The sequence below is a fragment of the Tunturibacter empetritectus genome (genome assembly GCF_040358985.1).
Taxonomy (GTDB): domain Bacteria; phylum Acidobacteriota; class Terriglobia; order Terriglobales; family Acidobacteriaceae; genus Edaphobacter; species Edaphobacter empetritectus.
This window is the reverse complement of record NZ_CP132932.1, coordinates 1,735,278-1,749,570: the sequence shown is the minus strand read 5'-3', so window position 1 is coordinate 1,749,570 and position 14,293 is coordinate 1,735,278. Positions and strand designations below refer to the sequence as shown.

Genomic DNA, 14,293 nt, shown 5'->3' with positions numbered 1-14,293 from the left:
CGTCATCGGAGAGAAGGGGCATAGGCTAGCCTCGAAACAGGAACGACGGACCATGCTTTTCCATCCCCAGGAGGCAACACCCCGTGCAGAATTCCTCGCTCGCAACCCTCTCCGCTGCCCTCCCCGCTCAGTCAATTCAAAGCATTGCTAGCCACTTCGGGGCCTCGGAAACAAATGTCCTCGATGGCATTCAGTCTTCCATAGCCACTGTCGTCAGCGGTCTTACGCAGAAAGCGGGCGATCAGGGCTTTCTCAACCAGGTCTTGAAGCTGGCTTCGGCAACCCCGGAGAACGCCGTCAGCTCTGCGCTCTCTAACGGCTCCCTCACCAACCCCGCCTCTCCCTTCCTCACAGGAAGCTCCCAGTTCCTCTCGACGATCTTCGGTGGCAGGCTAAGCTCCATTACAGAGGCGCTTGGCAGCCAGACGGGCCTGCGTTCCGCGGCGGCCTCCAGTCTTCTGGCAATCGGCGCACAGACCGCGCTTGGTTTCATCGGCAGCAAGGTTCGCGACGGCAGCGTTAGCCTGAGTACTCTCCCAGGTCTCCTCGCACGCGAAAGTGATGCATTGAAAGGCCTACTCCCGGAAGGTTTCCACCGCCAGCCTGTCCCCGTCTCCACGCATAAGGTCGACGTCAATCCGGTCGTAGCTCAGTCGGTGCAGGTCGAAGAGCGTCGCTCCATTCTGCCCTGGCTCCTCGGCCTCTTGGCGCTCGCACTCGTGCTGGGCTTCTGGTGGTATCGCTCGCACCAGCCCACAGTCGCCACCCAACCCGAGACAACCGTTCCCGCCGTACCCACTCCAGCCCCAGCCACGATCACCTCTTCCACCGGCACCGACCTTGGCACTTTGGTTGACGCCGCCCTGCCCGACTCCACCACCCTTCGCATCCCCGAGCGCGGCGTTGAGGGCAAACTCCTCGCCTTCATTAAAGACCCAGCCCGCACTCCTGACAAAACTTCCTGGTTCGACTTCGACCGTCTCCTCTTCGACACTGGTTCTGCTTCCCTGCAGCCCCAGTCCACTGACCAACTCAACAATATCGCCGCCATCCTCAAAGCCTACCCTGCTGTCCATCTCACTATTGGCGGCTACACCGACAACACCGGTAACGCCGCGCAGAACCTGAAGCTCTCTCAGGATCGCGGCAACAGCGTCGTCACTCAACTGGAGACGATGGGCATCGCCCGAAACAGACTGGTCGCCAAAGGATACGGCGACGAGCACCCAGTAGCTGACAACTCCACCGCGGAAGGTCGAGCCCTCAACCGCCGCATCTCCATGTTGGTCACGGCTAAGTAGCAACCATCTCCCCAACCCAACGCTTTGCTTCGAGGTTCTTCATCATGAATCCGTCCCTTGATCACTCGGACGCGGTCGACACCGCAGTCACAAGAGTCGACCGCGAAACTGTCATCCCGGTCTTTGAAGAAGAGCTCTCCGTCGCCAAGCGTGTCGTCGAAACCGCGCGCGTGCGCGTCTCCCGCGTCACTCATACCCACCAGCAACTGGTTGATGAGCTCCTGCAGCAGGAAAAAGTTGAGGTCGAACACGTCCCCATCGACCGACAAGTCGAGGTCATGCCCTCCATACGTCAGGAAGGCGATGTCACCATCATCCCCGTCGTTGAAGAAGTCCTCAAAGTGGAACGGCACTTGGTACTCAAAGAAGAAGTGCACATTCGACGGATTAGAAAAACAGAGCGGTATCAGGAATCAGTCACATTGCGGAGGCAGGAAGCCCAGGTCACTCGCCTCCCCATAGAACAACCTGCAGTCCCTGAAGCGGGGGCTCAATCCAATGCAGCCGAACCCAGAAAGGAATACCGATGAGCACCTACGAGAAGATCGTCACTCTATTCGATACTGCAGATCATGCGCAGGCAGCCGAGACCAACCTCCAGCACGCAGGTTTTCATGATGACGAGATCAGCATCGTCAGCGGAAAAGATCTCCCCACGAGCGATACCGCCTTGCGCGAACCAGGCCTCTGGCACCGCCTCTTCGGTGGCGACATCGAACAGCATGAAGCGACCGTCTACGCGAAAGCCGTCGAATCCGGCGGAGTCGTCCTCACCCTCCGCGCCGCAAAAGAAGACGTGCCCAAGGCGATGGCCATCCTCAACCAGCACAACCTGGTTGACGTAAAAGATCGTGCCGTCGACACTGGCGTTATCTCCAAGGAATCCGCGGCAACCATCGCTGCTCCGGCCGCTGCTGCCGTCGCCACTGCGGCTGCTCTGCCAGCAAGACCCGTAACCTCCGATCTCGGAAAAGATCAGGTCCTCCGTCTCGCCGAAGAACATCTCGAAGTAGGCAAGCGGCTCGTCGAGCAGGGCACCACGCGCATTCGCCGCTTTGTCACCGAGAAGCCGGTCGAAGAGAACGTGACCTTGCACGAAGAGCATGCCGAAGTCGTACGCCGCGCCGTTTCAGATCCTAACTACGTCAAGGATATCGACTGGTCCGATTCAACGATCGAAGTGCTCGAAACCGCAGAGGAGGCCGTCGTCTCCAAGTCCTCTCGCATCGCTGAAGAAGTAGTTGTCGGCAAGACCGGTTCCGATCACGTCGAAACCGTACATGACACAGTTCGTCGTCAACAGGTCGAAGTCGAACGTGTACCAGCTAACAAGAAATAGCAGTAAAGATAGACTGCATCCGGGCACAACCGCAGGAGAGGTTATCTTCCTTCGGTTGTGCCGGGAAGCTACCTTCTTTGCACTTGAATCTCAGACTTCGTCCCGGGAGAGGCAGCCGTGGATCTTCATTGGATTTACGACTTGTCCAACTGGCTTCTCGGAACGCTAATCGTCGGCGTCTTCACCGTCGTTGGTTTAGCCGGACTCTATCTCACCCGGCCCCTGGTCCGTCGCCTTCACCTGATCGACCACTCCCACAACGACATCGTTGGCTTCTACCTCGCCGCAGTCACCGTCTTCTACGGCATCACCCTCGGTCTTGTCGCCGTTGGAACTTGGGAGACCTACTCCGAAGTCGAAAACAGAGTAGACCACGAAGCCATCGCCGTAGGCGCCCTCTACCGCGACATCGGCGCCTACCCTGAGCCTGTGCGCTCGGCCTTGCAGAACGATCTGCGTACCTACACCCGGCAGGTCATCGACGTAGGCTGGCCCATGCAGCAGCGAGGTATCGTACCCAACAATGCCAGTGGCGCCCTCTCGGATTTTCAGAGAGACTTTATGTCCTTTGAGCCCACCACCGAAAGACAGAAGATTATTGCGGCGGAAGCCTACCGCGCCTTCAACGACCTCACCGAAAGCCGTCGCGCACGTTTGAACAGTGTCACCGCCGAGCTACCGGGACCCCTCTGGCTTGTCGTTATAACGGGAGCGGTCCTCAGCATCGCGACCACATGGTTCTTTCACACGGCAAGTTTCAAGATGCACTTGTGGATGACGGTCATGTTTTCAGCCCTCATCGGGCTGCTTATCTATCTCGTAGTCTCGCTCGACAATCCTTATCGCGGACGTGTCAGCGTTACCCCGGAGCCGCTCGAGCGTGTCTACCAGCAGATTATGGTCTCGCAGCCGAAGTGATCCCTACGCACTGACCCCAACGACCGGCGCCGGCTTCAGCTCTAAGCCTCGGTAAGCTCCTCAACCAACCTGACCGTCACCGACTCTCCGTTTTCGATTGCCACCAGATAGCCCATCTGCGGAACGATCACCACATGCGAACTAGCCTGGCAGTTACCATCCTCACGTAGTTCGTGCTCGACGATTGCAGCCAATCTTGCCCGGGTGAACCTGCTCTTTAGCTCTTCAGCCATTCGGTTTCCTCTTTCGTTTGAAGGACCTTGGCACTCCAAACATAGGGAGTGGGTGTCCAATATCAAAATCTGAAGAATTATTTTTGCCAATCATACATAAGTTGCACAGAAAATAGTGCAACTAAAGTGTTGCTCTCGCACCAGTCCGATCACACAGGTCTCTAACTTGATTCACGGCGCTGGAATGAGCGAAAACATGAGTCCTCTACAGCGACGACTAGCTAACCACAGGCGAGCTGAAGGCCGTACTCTTCTACGCAAAGCTTTTTAAGCTGTCGCGGAAAGCGAAGCTGGTTGGGATTGGGGGTTCTTGCGGAGGATGGCTGCGGAGATAAGGGTAATGAGGAGTCCGACGGGGAAGGGTTCGATGAAGGTATAGAGGGCGTTGACGAAAGGGTTTTCGTAGAGCTGTTGGGAGTGGCGGATGGCAGCGACCTTGGCCTGGATGGCTTCTGTGGTGCCGGGCGAGGATTGAACCTTCTGGATTTGGTGAGCGAAATAGCTGTCCATGAAGCCGTGGAGGAAGTTGAAGTAGACGATCTCCCACGTGACGACATAGAAGAGGCAGGAGATGAGGGTGATGCCAATGCCGATGCCGAAGGCGCGGCCGAAAGTGATGGAGCCGCCGGCGAGGTTGTCCCGGTAGGAGCGGATGCCGAAGTAGACAAGGAGGAAGGAAAGCACGATGGTGGTGTACCCGATGACCAGGGCTTTTTGGCCGTGGTTGAGGTCGCTGAGGAAGCGGAGGGTGCCGCACATCATGACGGAGGAAAGAACGCCGGAGATGAGGCCAAAAACGAGGATGGTCTTCTTCAATGTGAGGCTCCTGTGGAGGTGGACTTGAAGACACTTTGCGGGTCAGAGGCGGCGTTTGTCGTCATGCTTTTGGGTGATTTTGGGGTGTGCAGAATAAATCATGCTTTCGGAGGACGGTTTTAGGGGAGGAGACCTAGTTGTTTGCCCAGCTGGACGGCCTGGGTGCGGCGGCGGGCGCCCAGCTTGTCGAAGGCCCGGCTGCAGTGGGTTTTGACGGTGTTCTCGCTGACGAAAAGGCGGTCGGCGATCTCCCGGTTGCTGAGGCCCTGAGCGATGAGGTTGAGGATTTCGAGCTCGCGCGGAGTGATGCCGAGGGCATCGAGCTGGGGTTGGTTCAGGGCGAAGGGGGCTTGCTCGGCTGGTGCGGCGGCGGGGATGAGGACTTCGCGGAGGATGATCTTTTCCCGTGGTTTGGTAAGCTTGATGCCCAGCCAGATGCCGAAGGCGGCGAAGAGGATGGCGACAATGGTGCCATAGATTTCGAAGGAGTGCTCGATGACCAGGAACTGGTACTCGGACCAGCGGAGGACGGCGATGAGGACGCCGCCGACGAGGCCGAGAAGCAGGACGTGGCTGAGGACGGAGCGTTTCATGTCTGTTGGGTGGATTTTACTGCGTGTCCCATGCCGGAACCAGTTCGGCTAGAGATCCTTATCTCGATGGCGAAATCTTCAGGGCCTGCGCATCGCACTGTCGCAGCCCCTGGCAAGAGATTGGCAATAACCCATCCTTCGCCAGACAAACCTCAACCGCCGTCAGACGCTCCTTCTCACAACTCACAACAACGCTGTTCTGGGGAAACGAAGGATTCGCCTTCCTAAACAGATCGAGAATATCCGCTGCGTGAACTAAAACATGAGGAGCCGATGAGGCCGAAGGCAGCTTTAGAGAACAGCCTCAATCCAACACGCTACAATCACCAACAGCATGATCGCCCACCTTCGCGGACGCCTCCTCTCAAAAACTCCCAACCAGGCCATCCTCGAGTGCGCCGGTGTGGGCTACGACGTCACCATCAGCGTCACCACCTTCTCGGCACTCCCCAACGAAGGCGTAGAAGCCTCGCTTCACATCCACACCCACGTGCGTGAAGACCAGATCGCGCTCTTCGGCTTCTCGGAAATGCAGGAAAAACGTCTCTTTGAGAAGCTACTCACCATCTCAGGCATTGGCCCAAAGCTTGCTATTACGGTTCTTAGCGGGATTGATGGGAGCCGCCTTATCACCGCGATCCGTTCCGGCGATCATGCTACTTTGACGAGGATTCCGGGCATTGGCAAAAAGACTGCTGAGCGCGTTGTGCTTGAGCTTAAGGACAAGCTGGATGACCTTGCGACGGCCATTCCTGCGACTAGTGGGGGCGCTTATCATGGCCCTGCGGGCGATGATGCGCTCTCTGCGCTGGTCAACCTTGGCTACCCTCGCCCTGTGGCTCAAAAGGCTATTGAGACTGCCGTCACCAAGAACCCAGATGTCGCACATGACTTCGAAACTCTTTTTCGTGCCGCCATGGCCGCTATTCGGTAGTTATTTTTCTGGTTTGGCCGGGATTTTTTCTGGCGTGGTGGAGTGGGGTTTTTGCTGAGGGTTTTCGCAAAATGTGGGTGCGAAACGTGGTGTTTTGGATGGTGAAGTGTGGTGAGGTTGTGGTGTTTTGCGTGGCTGGAAGTGCACTTATTCTGGCGACGAAAAAAGTGACATGGTTTTGAGATTTATTTTTTGGGGGTCCTGCCGGACGGGCCCACTACGCGTGGGGCGGTCACTTCGTGACTTGTATACCCCTTCGGTTGGCGCTCCCGTTGGTCGCGAGTGATGGTTATGCCGACCAGCGGGAGGACCATGACCATCATCCTGCCGAGACCGGTACACGCGTCACGAAGTGACCGCCGCCCGCGCAGGGCGCCCGTCCGGCAGGACACTAGCTTCAAAGAGATGGCCTCGAAACCGTTTGAGCGATTTCGAGGCCATAGGTTCGCAGACGGCCCGTAAGCCGAATTCTGTTTTAGACGATCATTCCTCTACGCGACGCATTACTGCGGCGCTTTAGCAACCTACCCGCAAGTTTCGGCTCTCTTTCGAGTCTCTCCGCCTAGACGCATCGGGCCGATACGCTCGCGCCGCCTGAAGAGAAGCGGCACGATCCCTGCCTATTTGGTCTTGCTCCGTGTGGGGTTTACCCTGCCGCGTCCATTACTGGCCGCGCGGTGCGCTCTTACCGCACCTTTTCACCCTTACCTCAAACCGCTTACGGATTCACCGAGGCGAATCACCAGCTTGAGGCGGTTCATTCTCTGTTGCACTTGCCGTCCAGAGGCCTTAACGCCTCCGTCCCGGACGTTATCCGGCACACTGCCCTGCGGAGTTCGGACTTTCCTCCCCCGCCCAACGCCTTGCGGCCCGGGCGGCAGCGATCATCCAGCCGTCTGCAGTTCCAAGTGTATCGCAGCCTTAGACCGTATAGCAATTATGCTATACACTGAGGTCGAGGGCACGTGACGGGTGAAGCTGGCAGATATCTCGTGGGAGGGTGATTCGCTGAAAGTATTGCAATTCTGGCCTAAGCCGATACGGCCACGTTTACAGTCAGGCCCATGACATCGATTGCCGCAAGCGTTGGTTGAGTTAAAGGACCAGGACGGCAGCAAGTGGTACAGGATGATCTACATGGCGCGAGTGAAGGACGTCATCTATGTTCTGCACTGTTTCACGAAGGATAGTGCAAAGACGGAAAAGAGAGATCTGGCCACCGCCAAGGCCAGATGGAAACAGATACAACAACGGTTAAGAGGGAAGCCTAAGGATGTCGAGGGAGCAAAAGAGGAACTCACCACACATGACAAAGGGAAGCGTGCTGGATGATCTTGGGTTCAGCGCAGCAGAGGCGTTAGAGATCAAAGTAAAGGCCGATATCTATCGCGAGCTGATGAAACATATTGAAGGGTGCAGCCTCACGCAGGAGCAGCTTGGATCGATCCTCGGGATTCATCAGCCGGACGTAAGTCATCTGCGCAACGGAAGAATCTCGAAGTTCAGCGTGGGCAAGCTAATCAAGTTTGCAGGGAAGATGGAGCTGGGTGCGGAGGTGAGGTTGATCAAGCCTAAGCCGGGCCGGGGCCTTTCGGTACGTGCTTCCGTTGAACGACCGGCCGCCGGGTTGGCCGTTAGGAAACTGGCGCGATAGCCCGTTGATACAACGTCTTGCGGCCCCGGGCGGCAGCGATCATCCAGCCGTCTGGGAACACAAGTGTATCCCACCGGTTGTCTGGGGGTGGGTCAGCCTGCCCGCACTTATAGTCTATTCACTGGACCACCAACGTAAGCGCCATCGCTTCCGACACCCCAGACCCGGTAGCCGTTACCGTCACCTTATAGGTCCCTGCGGGTGTCGCGCCACTGCCGCCTCCTGCGGAGCTGCCCCCTCCCCCTCCTGTGGAGCTTACGGCGCCCCCGCCTCCGCAGCCGTTGAGGCCGATGACTGAAGACACGAGTAGCAACAACAAGATCTTTCCGATTCGTCTGACAGATCGTTGCCCACGGCGAGTCCTCGGTATAAAAACGAGTAGGCTTGGGAGTATGAACGCAAGGAACACACCCTTGCCGCGCTCAAGTGGTTTCTGAGAAATCGAGGAAGATGTCGCGGTGGTTGAAATGATCAGCGTTGTTTCGGCAACTCCGCTGCTCGGCGTCACGCTCGAAGGACTGAAAGAGCAGCTTGCGCCTGTCGGCAATCCGCTACAGCTGGAGTCGCTGAACGTGATTGTTTGGTTAAATCCATTCCGAGGCGTTATTGTGACGGTCGTCGTCCCTTGTTGTCCGGGTGAAGCTATCGTTATAGTCGACGCATCGGCACCAATCGCAAAACTGGGAGTAGTCAGGCTGTATATCACTCCTTCACCTCTGCCGGTGGCTATGGTGCCCCCTCCAACGGCCATCCCATACAGGGTGCCAAAGGCATCTTCGACTAAGCTACCGGCGGGGTCGAATCCATAGGCGTAATTGGGGTCGTTAAGAAAGCTAAAGGTGTGCAGAATGGTGTAGTTGCCAGCGCTATCGAGCTTGAAAACCTCACCGTCGTAACCATCGATTGTTGTCCCGTAAAAGTTTCCAGAACTATCTTTTATGAAACTGCTTGCTGGACTGCCACCGTCCGCGCAGTTGCCCTGCTGGCAAAAGGTATGAAGCACTGTAAATTTGCTCGAACCGTCTATCTTGAACGCCACCCCACCGCCAGGACTTAAACCGCTGTTAGTATTGCCGCCGTTAAAGGTGTTCCCATAGAGGTTTCCGGAAGCATCTCCGACCAAGCCCGCAAAGGGATAGGCACCATCGCTGCAATAGGCTTGGGAGCAAAAGTTGTACAGCACAGTGTAATGACCAGCAGTGTCCAATTTGAAAACGGTTCCGTATCCGCTAGCGCCGCCATTGACAGCGGTTCCGAAAAAATTACCGGAAGCATCCTCGAATAAACCCGCGTTGGGAGATGCACCATCGATACAGTTAGCCTGGGAGCAAAAGCTATACAAGATGGAATGGTTGCCGGCGGGATCCAGTTTGAAGACCGTGCCCCCATTATTTGCTCCTCCGTCTTGGGTGGTCCCATAGAGATTTCCAGAACCGTCTTCGACCAGTCTTCCGTACGGATGGAGGCCGTCGGTGCAATTGGCCTGAGCGCAAAAGCTGTAGAGGAGGGAGTAGTTGCCAGCGCTGTCCAGTTTGAAGATGGTTCCCGCGCCGAGTGTTCCGGCGGGAGTAAACTGGTCGGCCCCGCCGCCAAGTGTCGTTCCATAGAGTATTCCCGAGACGTCCCGGATCAGGCTAGTTGGAGCGCTACCTCCGGGACAGTCCTGGAAACAGAAGCTATGCAGGACAGTGTACTTGCCACTGGTGTCTAGTTTGAACAGTGCTCCCCCGCTGTTCGCGCCGCCGCCATTTGTAGTCCCGTAGAGATTCCCAAAAGAGTCGATAACAAGGCTGTCGTTGCCTTGCAACTGTGTACTCGGTCGGCCGTCCTGGCCGCCGGTAAAGGAGTACAGAACGGTTTCGGTATATGAAGCCGATTCTTGCTGCGCGTTGGCCTTCGCCACACCAACTCCACTTGCCACTGTGACAAGGATCAGCATTAGTAGTAACTTCCGCATAAAACTGGCTCCCAACTGTAGAACGCTCGCGCAGAAAATCGTGCATTTGTAGCGATAACCAATCCCCAGCTTGCGCATCGGAGTGGTCTCAAAAAATAAAAAGTAGACGGCGACGAGTTTACCTTATTGCCCCGTGACTTTAGCCGAAATAGACCCTGACCAGCATGCCGAAGGGGCAGCTGGATGAGCGTCGCGAAGTAAAGGCAAATACGGGTCTCTCTATTGCGCGACGGACGGTGAGACTGTCCGTCGCTTCGGTCGAGATGACGGCTTTTTTGCTTGGGTGAGGAGAACAGGCACTTCTATGGGGTGGCGGACGAGAATAGGCAAGGGCAAATGCGGGTCTTTCGGCTGCGGCACTCACGATAGTGCTGTGAGTGCCTTCGCTCTGGATGACACCTCTTTGGGGCTAGGCGAACAAAACGCTGCTCGATTGCGTATGAGAGAGCAAGGGAAATCTCGCTTTGGAGGCCACTGGCTGATAGTCTCAAGCGTACCCAAGGTAGACAAGCTCAAGGTAGACAGGGCGATGGAATTCAAAGAGGCCGTAAAGATCGCGCTGCAGTCGTTATGGGCGAACAAGCTTCGCTCCGTGCTGACCCTGCTCGGCGTTGTCATCGGCGTGGCCAGCGTGATCGCGGTGGTGACGCTGGTTAACGGCGCGAACACCTATGTCACTACAAAGTTCGCCAGCTACGGCGCGGATGTCTTTACCGTCTCGAAGATGCCTCAGATCATTACCAGCCCGGAGGACTATCAGCGATACCAGAAGCGCAAGAACATCCTGTACCCCGACTTTCAGTATGTGGCGGCGAACTGCAGGCACTGCGTGGGGATTGGCGCGCAGCAGGCTGTGACAGGGAAGATTGTGCGTGGGACTGAGTCCACGACCGATTCGAACATCCGGGGGTATACGTGGCAGATGCCTTCGCTGCAGAACCTGAACATCATGCAGGGGCGCGGGTTCACGGAGGCGGACCAGGAGCACGCCTCACATGTGGCGATCATCGGGACCGATATTGAGGACCATCTTTTTGTGGGGATGGATCCGCTGGGACAAGAGTTGCGGGTAGACGGCACCCCGTACACGATCATTGGGATCAGCGAGAAGCAGGGGAGCACGTTTGGCGCGAGCCAGGATAACTGGGTGGCCGTGCCGCTGACGGCGTTTCAGAAGAGCTATGGGACGGAGAAGACGCTGACGATTTATGTGAAGGCGGGCGAGGCTGGACCGGTGCTGGAGACGGCGGCGGACGAGGTGAGGGTTCTGATGCGATCGAGCCGGCATGACGCTCCGGGAGTCGAGGACTCGTTTGAGTTGGATACGAACAATACGCTGGTGGGATTCTTCAGCATCGTGACGCGGTCGTTTGGAGCGGTGGCCGGGGCGGTGGCGCTGATCTCGCTGGTGGTTGGCGGCATCGTGATTATGAACATCATGCTGGTGAGCGTGACGGAGCGGACGCGGGAGATTGGCATCCGCAAGGCTCTGGGCGCGCGTCCAAAGGATATCCTGATGCAATTTTTGATTGAGTCCGGAACGATGGCGCTGGTGGGCGGAGTCTTCGGCGTGATCGGGGGAATTCTGGTGGCGCAGGCGATTACGATTCTGGCAGGATTTCCTTCGACGATTGCGCTGTGGAGCGTCATTGCCGGGCTGGTGATGGCTACCGGTACGGGAATCTTCTTCGGGGTCTATCCGGCTCGAAAGGCCGCGCAACTGGATCCGATTGTGGCGCTGAGATCGGAGTGAGGCCGGGGCTGGGTAGGGGTAGAGGGCAGGGAGGTCGTTAATGCAGATCGCCGATACTAAAGAAACGGTAGTGATGGCTCTGGATACGCTGCGGGCGAACAAGCTGCGTAGCGGCCTGACGATTCTGGGAATTGTGATTGGCGTGATGACGGTGATTATCATCTCGTCGGTGATTAACGGATTGAACTCGAGCGTGTCCGGCCTGGTGGAGTCGCTGGGGACGAATGTGATATGGGTCTTCCGGTTTCCGGTTATTGGGGTGCGGCCTACGACAGAGATGCTGACGCGGAAGCAGTTGACCTACGAGGATGCAATGGCGATGAAGGAGTTGCCGCATGTGGTGGCTGTGACGCCTGGATTGCAGTATCGGGATAAGACCGGGGTGGAGGGTACGGTCGCGGTGAAATACGGCAGCAAGATCATGGAGGGGACGCTGCTGGAGGGAGATACGGACAGCGTGAAGGACGTGTATGAGCTCAACTTGAAGGATGGGCGGTTCTTCAACGAGAGCGACGTGGAGCGGGCGGCGAATGTCGTCGTGCTGGGGATTGATACGGCGGATGGGCTGTTCGGCGCGACGGATCCGGTGGGCCAGGAGGTGACCATTGCGGGCATGAGGTTTACCGTCGTGGGGGTGATGGACAAACAAAAACAGGCGTTTGGGGGAGGCAAGAACCCGGAGGACAACAAGGCGTTCTTCCCTGTGTCCACGTTCCATAAGATTCACCCGGAGATACTGGACTACTGGATCAGCCTGAAGTTTGATGATCAAAAGAACAAGACGCTGGTGCAGGATGAGCTGGAGGAGCTGCTACGGCGCAGGCGGAAGGTGAAGAACGAGGCGCCGGACAACTTTGCGATCTTCGGAACCGATTCGCTGACTCGTTTGTGGACCACGATTACGGGTGGCCTGTTTTTACTGCTGTTTGCGCTCTCCAGCGTGGCGTTGCTGGTGGGAGGCGTGGGTGTGATGAATATTATGCTGGTCAGCGTGACGGAGCGAACGCGGGAGATCGGGGTGCGCAAGGCGATCGGCGCGAGCAAGCAGACCATCCTCGCGCAGTTCACCCTGGAGGCCATTACGCTGTGCGCTGTCGGCGGCATTATTGGCGTGCTGATCGGCAGTGCGATCGCTCTGGTGCTGCATCTCTTCTTTCCGTCGATGCTGTCGGCGCTGTGGGTTGCGCTGGCCTTCTGCTGCTCGTGCGGGATCGGACTTCTCTTCGGTATTTATCCGGCTTGGAAGGCGGCGAATCTGAATCCTATTGAGGCTTTGCGTTATGAGTAGCGCAAAAACCCACTGCGCGTGGGGCGGTCACTTCGTGACTTGTATACCGCTTCGCGTGGTGCTCCCGTTGGTCGCGATGGAGATGATTTCGGCCAATAGATGCCGGTAGACTAGTGGGATGGCCATCTTCATTGAGGCGATCACTACGCTGTTGACCCTTGCGGGTCTCGCTTATCTGTTGCTGGCGCTGTGGGGGACGCGAGATTTCGCGCACTATTGGCGGCGAAAGAGCGTCGATGCGGGCTTTGCGCCTGACGTTACGATCTTGAAGCCGGTGAAGGGTGTGGACCAGAGGATGTATGCCGGGCTGGTGAGCCACTGCAGGCAACAGTATGCTGGTAGGTTCGAGATTGTTTTTGGCGTGAGCAGTCGGAACGATCCGGCTGTCAGCGAGATCGAGCGATTGCAGGTGGAGTTTCCTGAGTGCGCGATCCGGCTGGTGGAGTGCCGGGAGCGACTGGGGACGTCGGGCAAGGTGAGCAATCTGGTGCAGATGCTGCGCGAGGCCCGGTATGAGTATGTGGTGATCAATGACAGCGATATTCGTGTCTCGCCGCACTATCTGACGCGGGTGATGCAGTGTTTTTCGGATGCGAAGGTGGGGATGGTGACGGCTCCTTATATTGGGCGGACGGCGGAGGGTGGCAGAGGCTTGACGGTGTGGTCGCGGCTGGAGGCGTTGGGGATCTCGACGGACTTTCTGCCGGGAGTGCTGACGGCGCGGAGGCTGGAGGGCGGGATTCACTTTGGGCTGGGATCGACGCTGGCTACGAGCAAGAGCGTGCTGGCGAAGGCTGGGGGGTTAGAGTCGCTGACGGAGTATCTGGCTGACGACTATGAGATGGGGGCGCGGATCTCTGCTGCCGGGTATCGGGTGGAGCTTTCGAACGAGGTGGTGGAGACGACGGTGCCGGAGTATCACTTTGGCGGTTTCAAGGACCATCAGCTGCGGTGGGCGCGGTCGACGCGGGACTCGCGCAAGCTGGGCTACCTGGGGCTGGGAATTACGTATGCGGTGCCGTGGGCGGTGATGACCTGCGTGGCGAGCGGGCTAGCGCTGTGGAGTTTTTCGTTGCTGAGTGTGGTGCTGCTGGCGCGGGTGGCGGTGGCTCTTTCGGTTGGAGTGGGCGTGCTGGGGGATGAACAGGTGCTGCGTGATCTCTGGCTATTGCCGCTGCGGGATTTTTTTGGGTTGGGGTTCTGGATGTGGAGCTTTGCGGGGGATACAGTGGTGTGGCGCGGGGAGTTGTTTGCGCTGCGGGATGGGCGGATTCGTCCTGTGCACCCTGTTGGCTCTCAGTAGCCGGTGGTGTCGACACTTCCAGACCCGGACCATGACGATGTTGCCCCCGGGGGTACCCCCCCTATACACCGCGCGTAACTCTTTTTGATTGAGTAATATGCGGGGAGGCTTACCTCGTAAATACCTCCGTGTAAAGGGGTTACCTGCAGATTCCTCTTTATAAAAGGGTTAGTGGTAGTTATTCGCACAAGAAGAAAAAGCCCT

15 protein-coding genes and 1 other RNA gene are annotated in these 14,293 nt (G+C 57.4%); 11 read left to right on the top strand and 5 right to left on the bottom strand.

Annotated features, from left to right (window positions below; translation table 11 throughout):
* Window positions 1–83 precede the first annotated feature (83 nt).
* From RBB75_RS07320 to RBB75_RS07305, 4 genes are all read left to right on the top strand, one after another.
* Window positions 84–1,301 (top strand): OmpA family protein, encoded by a 1,218-nt coding sequence (locus RBB75_RS07320; RefSeq protein ID WP_353070028.1) that lies wholly within the window; start codon window positions 84–86, stop codon window positions 1,299–1,301.
* A gap of 44 nt (window positions 1,302–1,345) precedes the next feature.
* On the top strand, window positions 1,346–1,831 hold the full coding sequence (locus RBB75_RS07315) for a YsnF/AvaK domain-containing protein (protein WP_179640219.1): 486 nt from the start codon (window positions 1,346–1,348) through the stop codon (window positions 1,829–1,831).
* Window positions 1,828–2,640 carry a YsnF/AvaK domain-containing protein gene (locus RBB75_RS07310; protein WP_353070027.1) on the top strand — a complete coding sequence of 271 codons (813 nt, stop codon included), beginning with the start codon at window positions 1,828–1,830 and terminating at the stop codon, window positions 2,638–2,640. The genes RBB75_RS07315 and RBB75_RS07310 overlap by 4 nt, the downstream gene beginning before the upstream one ends.
* Before the next feature lie 141 nt (window positions 2,641–2,781).
* Window positions 2,782–3,558: a hypothetical protein gene (locus RBB75_RS07305; RefSeq protein WP_353070026.1), complete on the top strand. Its 777-nt coding sequence runs from the start codon at window positions 2,782–2,784 to the stop codon at window positions 3,556–3,558.
* A gap of 41 nt (window positions 3,559–3,599) precedes the next feature.
* Here RBB75_RS07305 and RBB75_RS07300 read toward each other — a convergent pair whose 3' ends face one another.
* The 3 genes from RBB75_RS07300 to RBB75_RS07290 form a co-directional block, all read right to left on the bottom strand.
* Window positions 3,600–3,791, bottom strand: a complete 192-nt coding sequence (locus RBB75_RS07300; protein ID WP_353070025.1) for a hypothetical protein — start codon at window positions 3,789–3,791, stop codon at window positions 3,600–3,602.
* 267 nt (window positions 3,792–4,058) lie between these two features.
* The gene (locus RBB75_RS07295; protein WP_353070024.1) at window positions 4,059–4,607 is read right to left on the bottom strand and encodes a DUF4199 domain-containing protein; all 549 of its coding nucleotides are present in this window, start codon (window positions 4,605–4,607) and stop codon (window positions 4,059–4,061) included.
* A gap of 119 nt (window positions 4,608–4,726) precedes the next feature.
* Complete coding sequence (locus RBB75_RS07290) at window positions 4,727–5,200, bottom strand: helix-turn-helix transcriptional regulator (protein ID WP_353070023.1); 474 nt, start codon at window positions 5,198–5,200, stop codon at window positions 4,727–4,729.
* Window positions 5,201–5,534: 334 nt separating this feature from the next.
* Here RBB75_RS07290 and ruvA point away from each other — a divergent pair, with 334 nt between their 5' ends.
* A complete protein-coding gene (gene ruvA / locus RBB75_RS07285; RefSeq protein ID WP_179640213.1) occupies window positions 5,535–6,134 on the top strand; it encodes a Holliday junction branch migration protein RuvA in 600 nt (199 codons plus the stop codon).
* 443 nt (window positions 6,135–6,577) lie between these two features.
* On the opposite strand, the gene rnpB is transcribed toward ruvA, so the two are convergent.
* Window positions 6,578–7,034, bottom strand: an RNA gene (gene rnpB, locus RBB75_RS07280) — RNase P RNA component class A.
* 174 nt (window positions 7,035–7,208) lie between these two features.
* Between rnpB and RBB75_RS07275 the strand changes: the two genes are divergently transcribed.
* Together RBB75_RS07275 and RBB75_RS07270 are read left to right on the top strand one after the other, a co-directional pair.
* Window positions 7,209–7,466 carry a type II toxin-antitoxin system RelE/ParE family toxin gene (locus tag RBB75_RS07275; RefSeq protein ID WP_353070022.1) on the top strand — a complete coding sequence of 86 codons (258 nt, stop codon included), beginning with the start codon at window positions 7,209–7,211 and terminating at the stop codon, window positions 7,464–7,466.
* Complete coding sequence (locus tag RBB75_RS07270) at window positions 7,441–7,788, top strand: helix-turn-helix domain-containing protein (RefSeq protein ID WP_179640211.1); 348 nt, start codon at window positions 7,441–7,443, stop codon at window positions 7,786–7,788. The genes RBB75_RS07275 and RBB75_RS07270 overlap by 26 nt, the downstream gene beginning before the upstream one ends.
* Window positions 7,789–7,906: 118 nt before the next feature.
* Here RBB75_RS07270 and RBB75_RS07265 read toward each other — a convergent pair whose 3' ends face one another.
* Window positions 7,907–9,823 carry a choice-of-anchor tandem repeat GloVer-containing protein gene (locus RBB75_RS07265; RefSeq protein ID WP_179640210.1) on the bottom strand — a complete coding sequence of 639 codons (1,917 nt, stop codon included), beginning with the start codon at window positions 9,821–9,823 and terminating at the stop codon, window positions 7,907–7,909.
* Window positions 9,824–9,909: 86 nt separating this feature from the next.
* Between RBB75_RS07265 and RBB75_RS07260 the strand changes: the two genes are divergently transcribed.
* The 4 genes from RBB75_RS07260 (at window position 9,910) to hpnI (ending at window position 14,089) form a co-directional block, all read left to right on the top strand.
* A complete protein-coding gene (locus tag RBB75_RS07260) occupies window positions 9,910–10,032 on the top strand; it encodes a hypothetical protein (RefSeq protein ID WP_257031274.1) in 123 nt (40 codons plus the stop codon).
* Between the two features lie 242 nt (window positions 10,033–10,274).
* On the top strand, window positions 10,275–11,498 hold the full coding sequence (locus tag RBB75_RS07255) for an ABC transporter permease (RefSeq protein WP_179640209.1): 1,224 nt from the start codon (window positions 10,275–10,277) through the stop codon (window positions 11,496–11,498).
* 40 nt (window positions 11,499–11,538) lie between these two features.
* Window positions 11,539–12,786 (top strand): ABC transporter permease, encoded by a 1,248-nt coding sequence (locus tag RBB75_RS07250; RefSeq protein ID WP_179640208.1) that lies wholly within the window; start codon window positions 11,539–11,541, stop codon window positions 12,784–12,786.
* A 118-nt stretch (window positions 12,787–12,904) separates the two neighbouring features.
* The gene (gene hpnI, locus RBB75_RS07245) at window positions 12,905–14,089 is read left to right on the top strand and encodes a bacteriohopanetetrol glucosamine biosynthesis glycosyltransferase HpnI (protein WP_179640207.1); all 1,185 of its coding nucleotides are present in this window, start codon (window positions 12,905–12,907) and stop codon (window positions 14,087–14,089) included.
* Window positions 14,090–14,293 lie beyond the last annotated feature (204 nt).

Excerpts from the sequence above, each read along its gene's own strand:
- RBB75_RS07315 (WP_179640219.1), top strand. The coding sequence starts at position 1,346 with ATGAATCCGTCCCTTGATCACTCGGACGCGGTCGACACCGCAGTCACA.
- RBB75_RS07310 (WP_353070027.1), top strand. The coding sequence starts at position 1,828 with ATGAGCACCTACGAGAAGATCGTCACTCTATTCGATACTGCAGATCAT.
- RBB75_RS07300 (WP_353070025.1), bottom strand. The coding sequence starts at position 3,791 with ATGGCTGAAGAGCTAAAGAGCAGGTTCACCCGGGCAAGATTGGCTGCA.
- RBB75_RS07290 (WP_353070023.1), bottom strand. The coding sequence starts at position 5,200 with ATGAAACGCTCCGTCCTCAGCCACGTCCTGCTTCTCGGCCTCGTCGGC.
- ruvA (WP_179640213.1), top strand. The coding sequence starts at position 5,535 with ATGATCGCCCACCTTCGCGGACGCCTCCTCTCAAAAACTCCCAACCAG.
- RBB75_RS07270 (WP_179640211.1), top strand. The coding sequence starts at position 7,441 with ATGACAAAGGGAAGCGTGCTGGATGATCTTGGGTTCAGCGCAGCAGAG.
- RBB75_RS07265 (WP_179640210.1), bottom strand. The coding sequence starts at position 9,823 with ATGCGCAAGCTGGGGATTGGTTATCGCTACAAATGCACGATTTTCTGC.
- RBB75_RS07260 (WP_257031274.1), top strand. The coding sequence starts at position 9,910 with ATGCCGAAGGGGCAGCTGGATGAGCGTCGCGAAGTAAAGGCAAATACG.
- RBB75_RS07255 (WP_179640209.1), top strand. The coding sequence starts at position 10,275 with ATGGAATTCAAAGAGGCCGTAAAGATCGCGCTGCAGTCGTTATGGGCG.
- RBB75_RS07250 (WP_179640208.1), top strand. The coding sequence starts at position 11,539 with ATGCAGATCGCCGATACTAAAGAAACGGTAGTGATGGCTCTGGATACG.
- hpnI (WP_179640207.1), top strand. The coding sequence starts at position 12,905 with ATGGCCATCTTCATTGAGGCGATCACTACGCTGTTGACCCTTGCGGGT.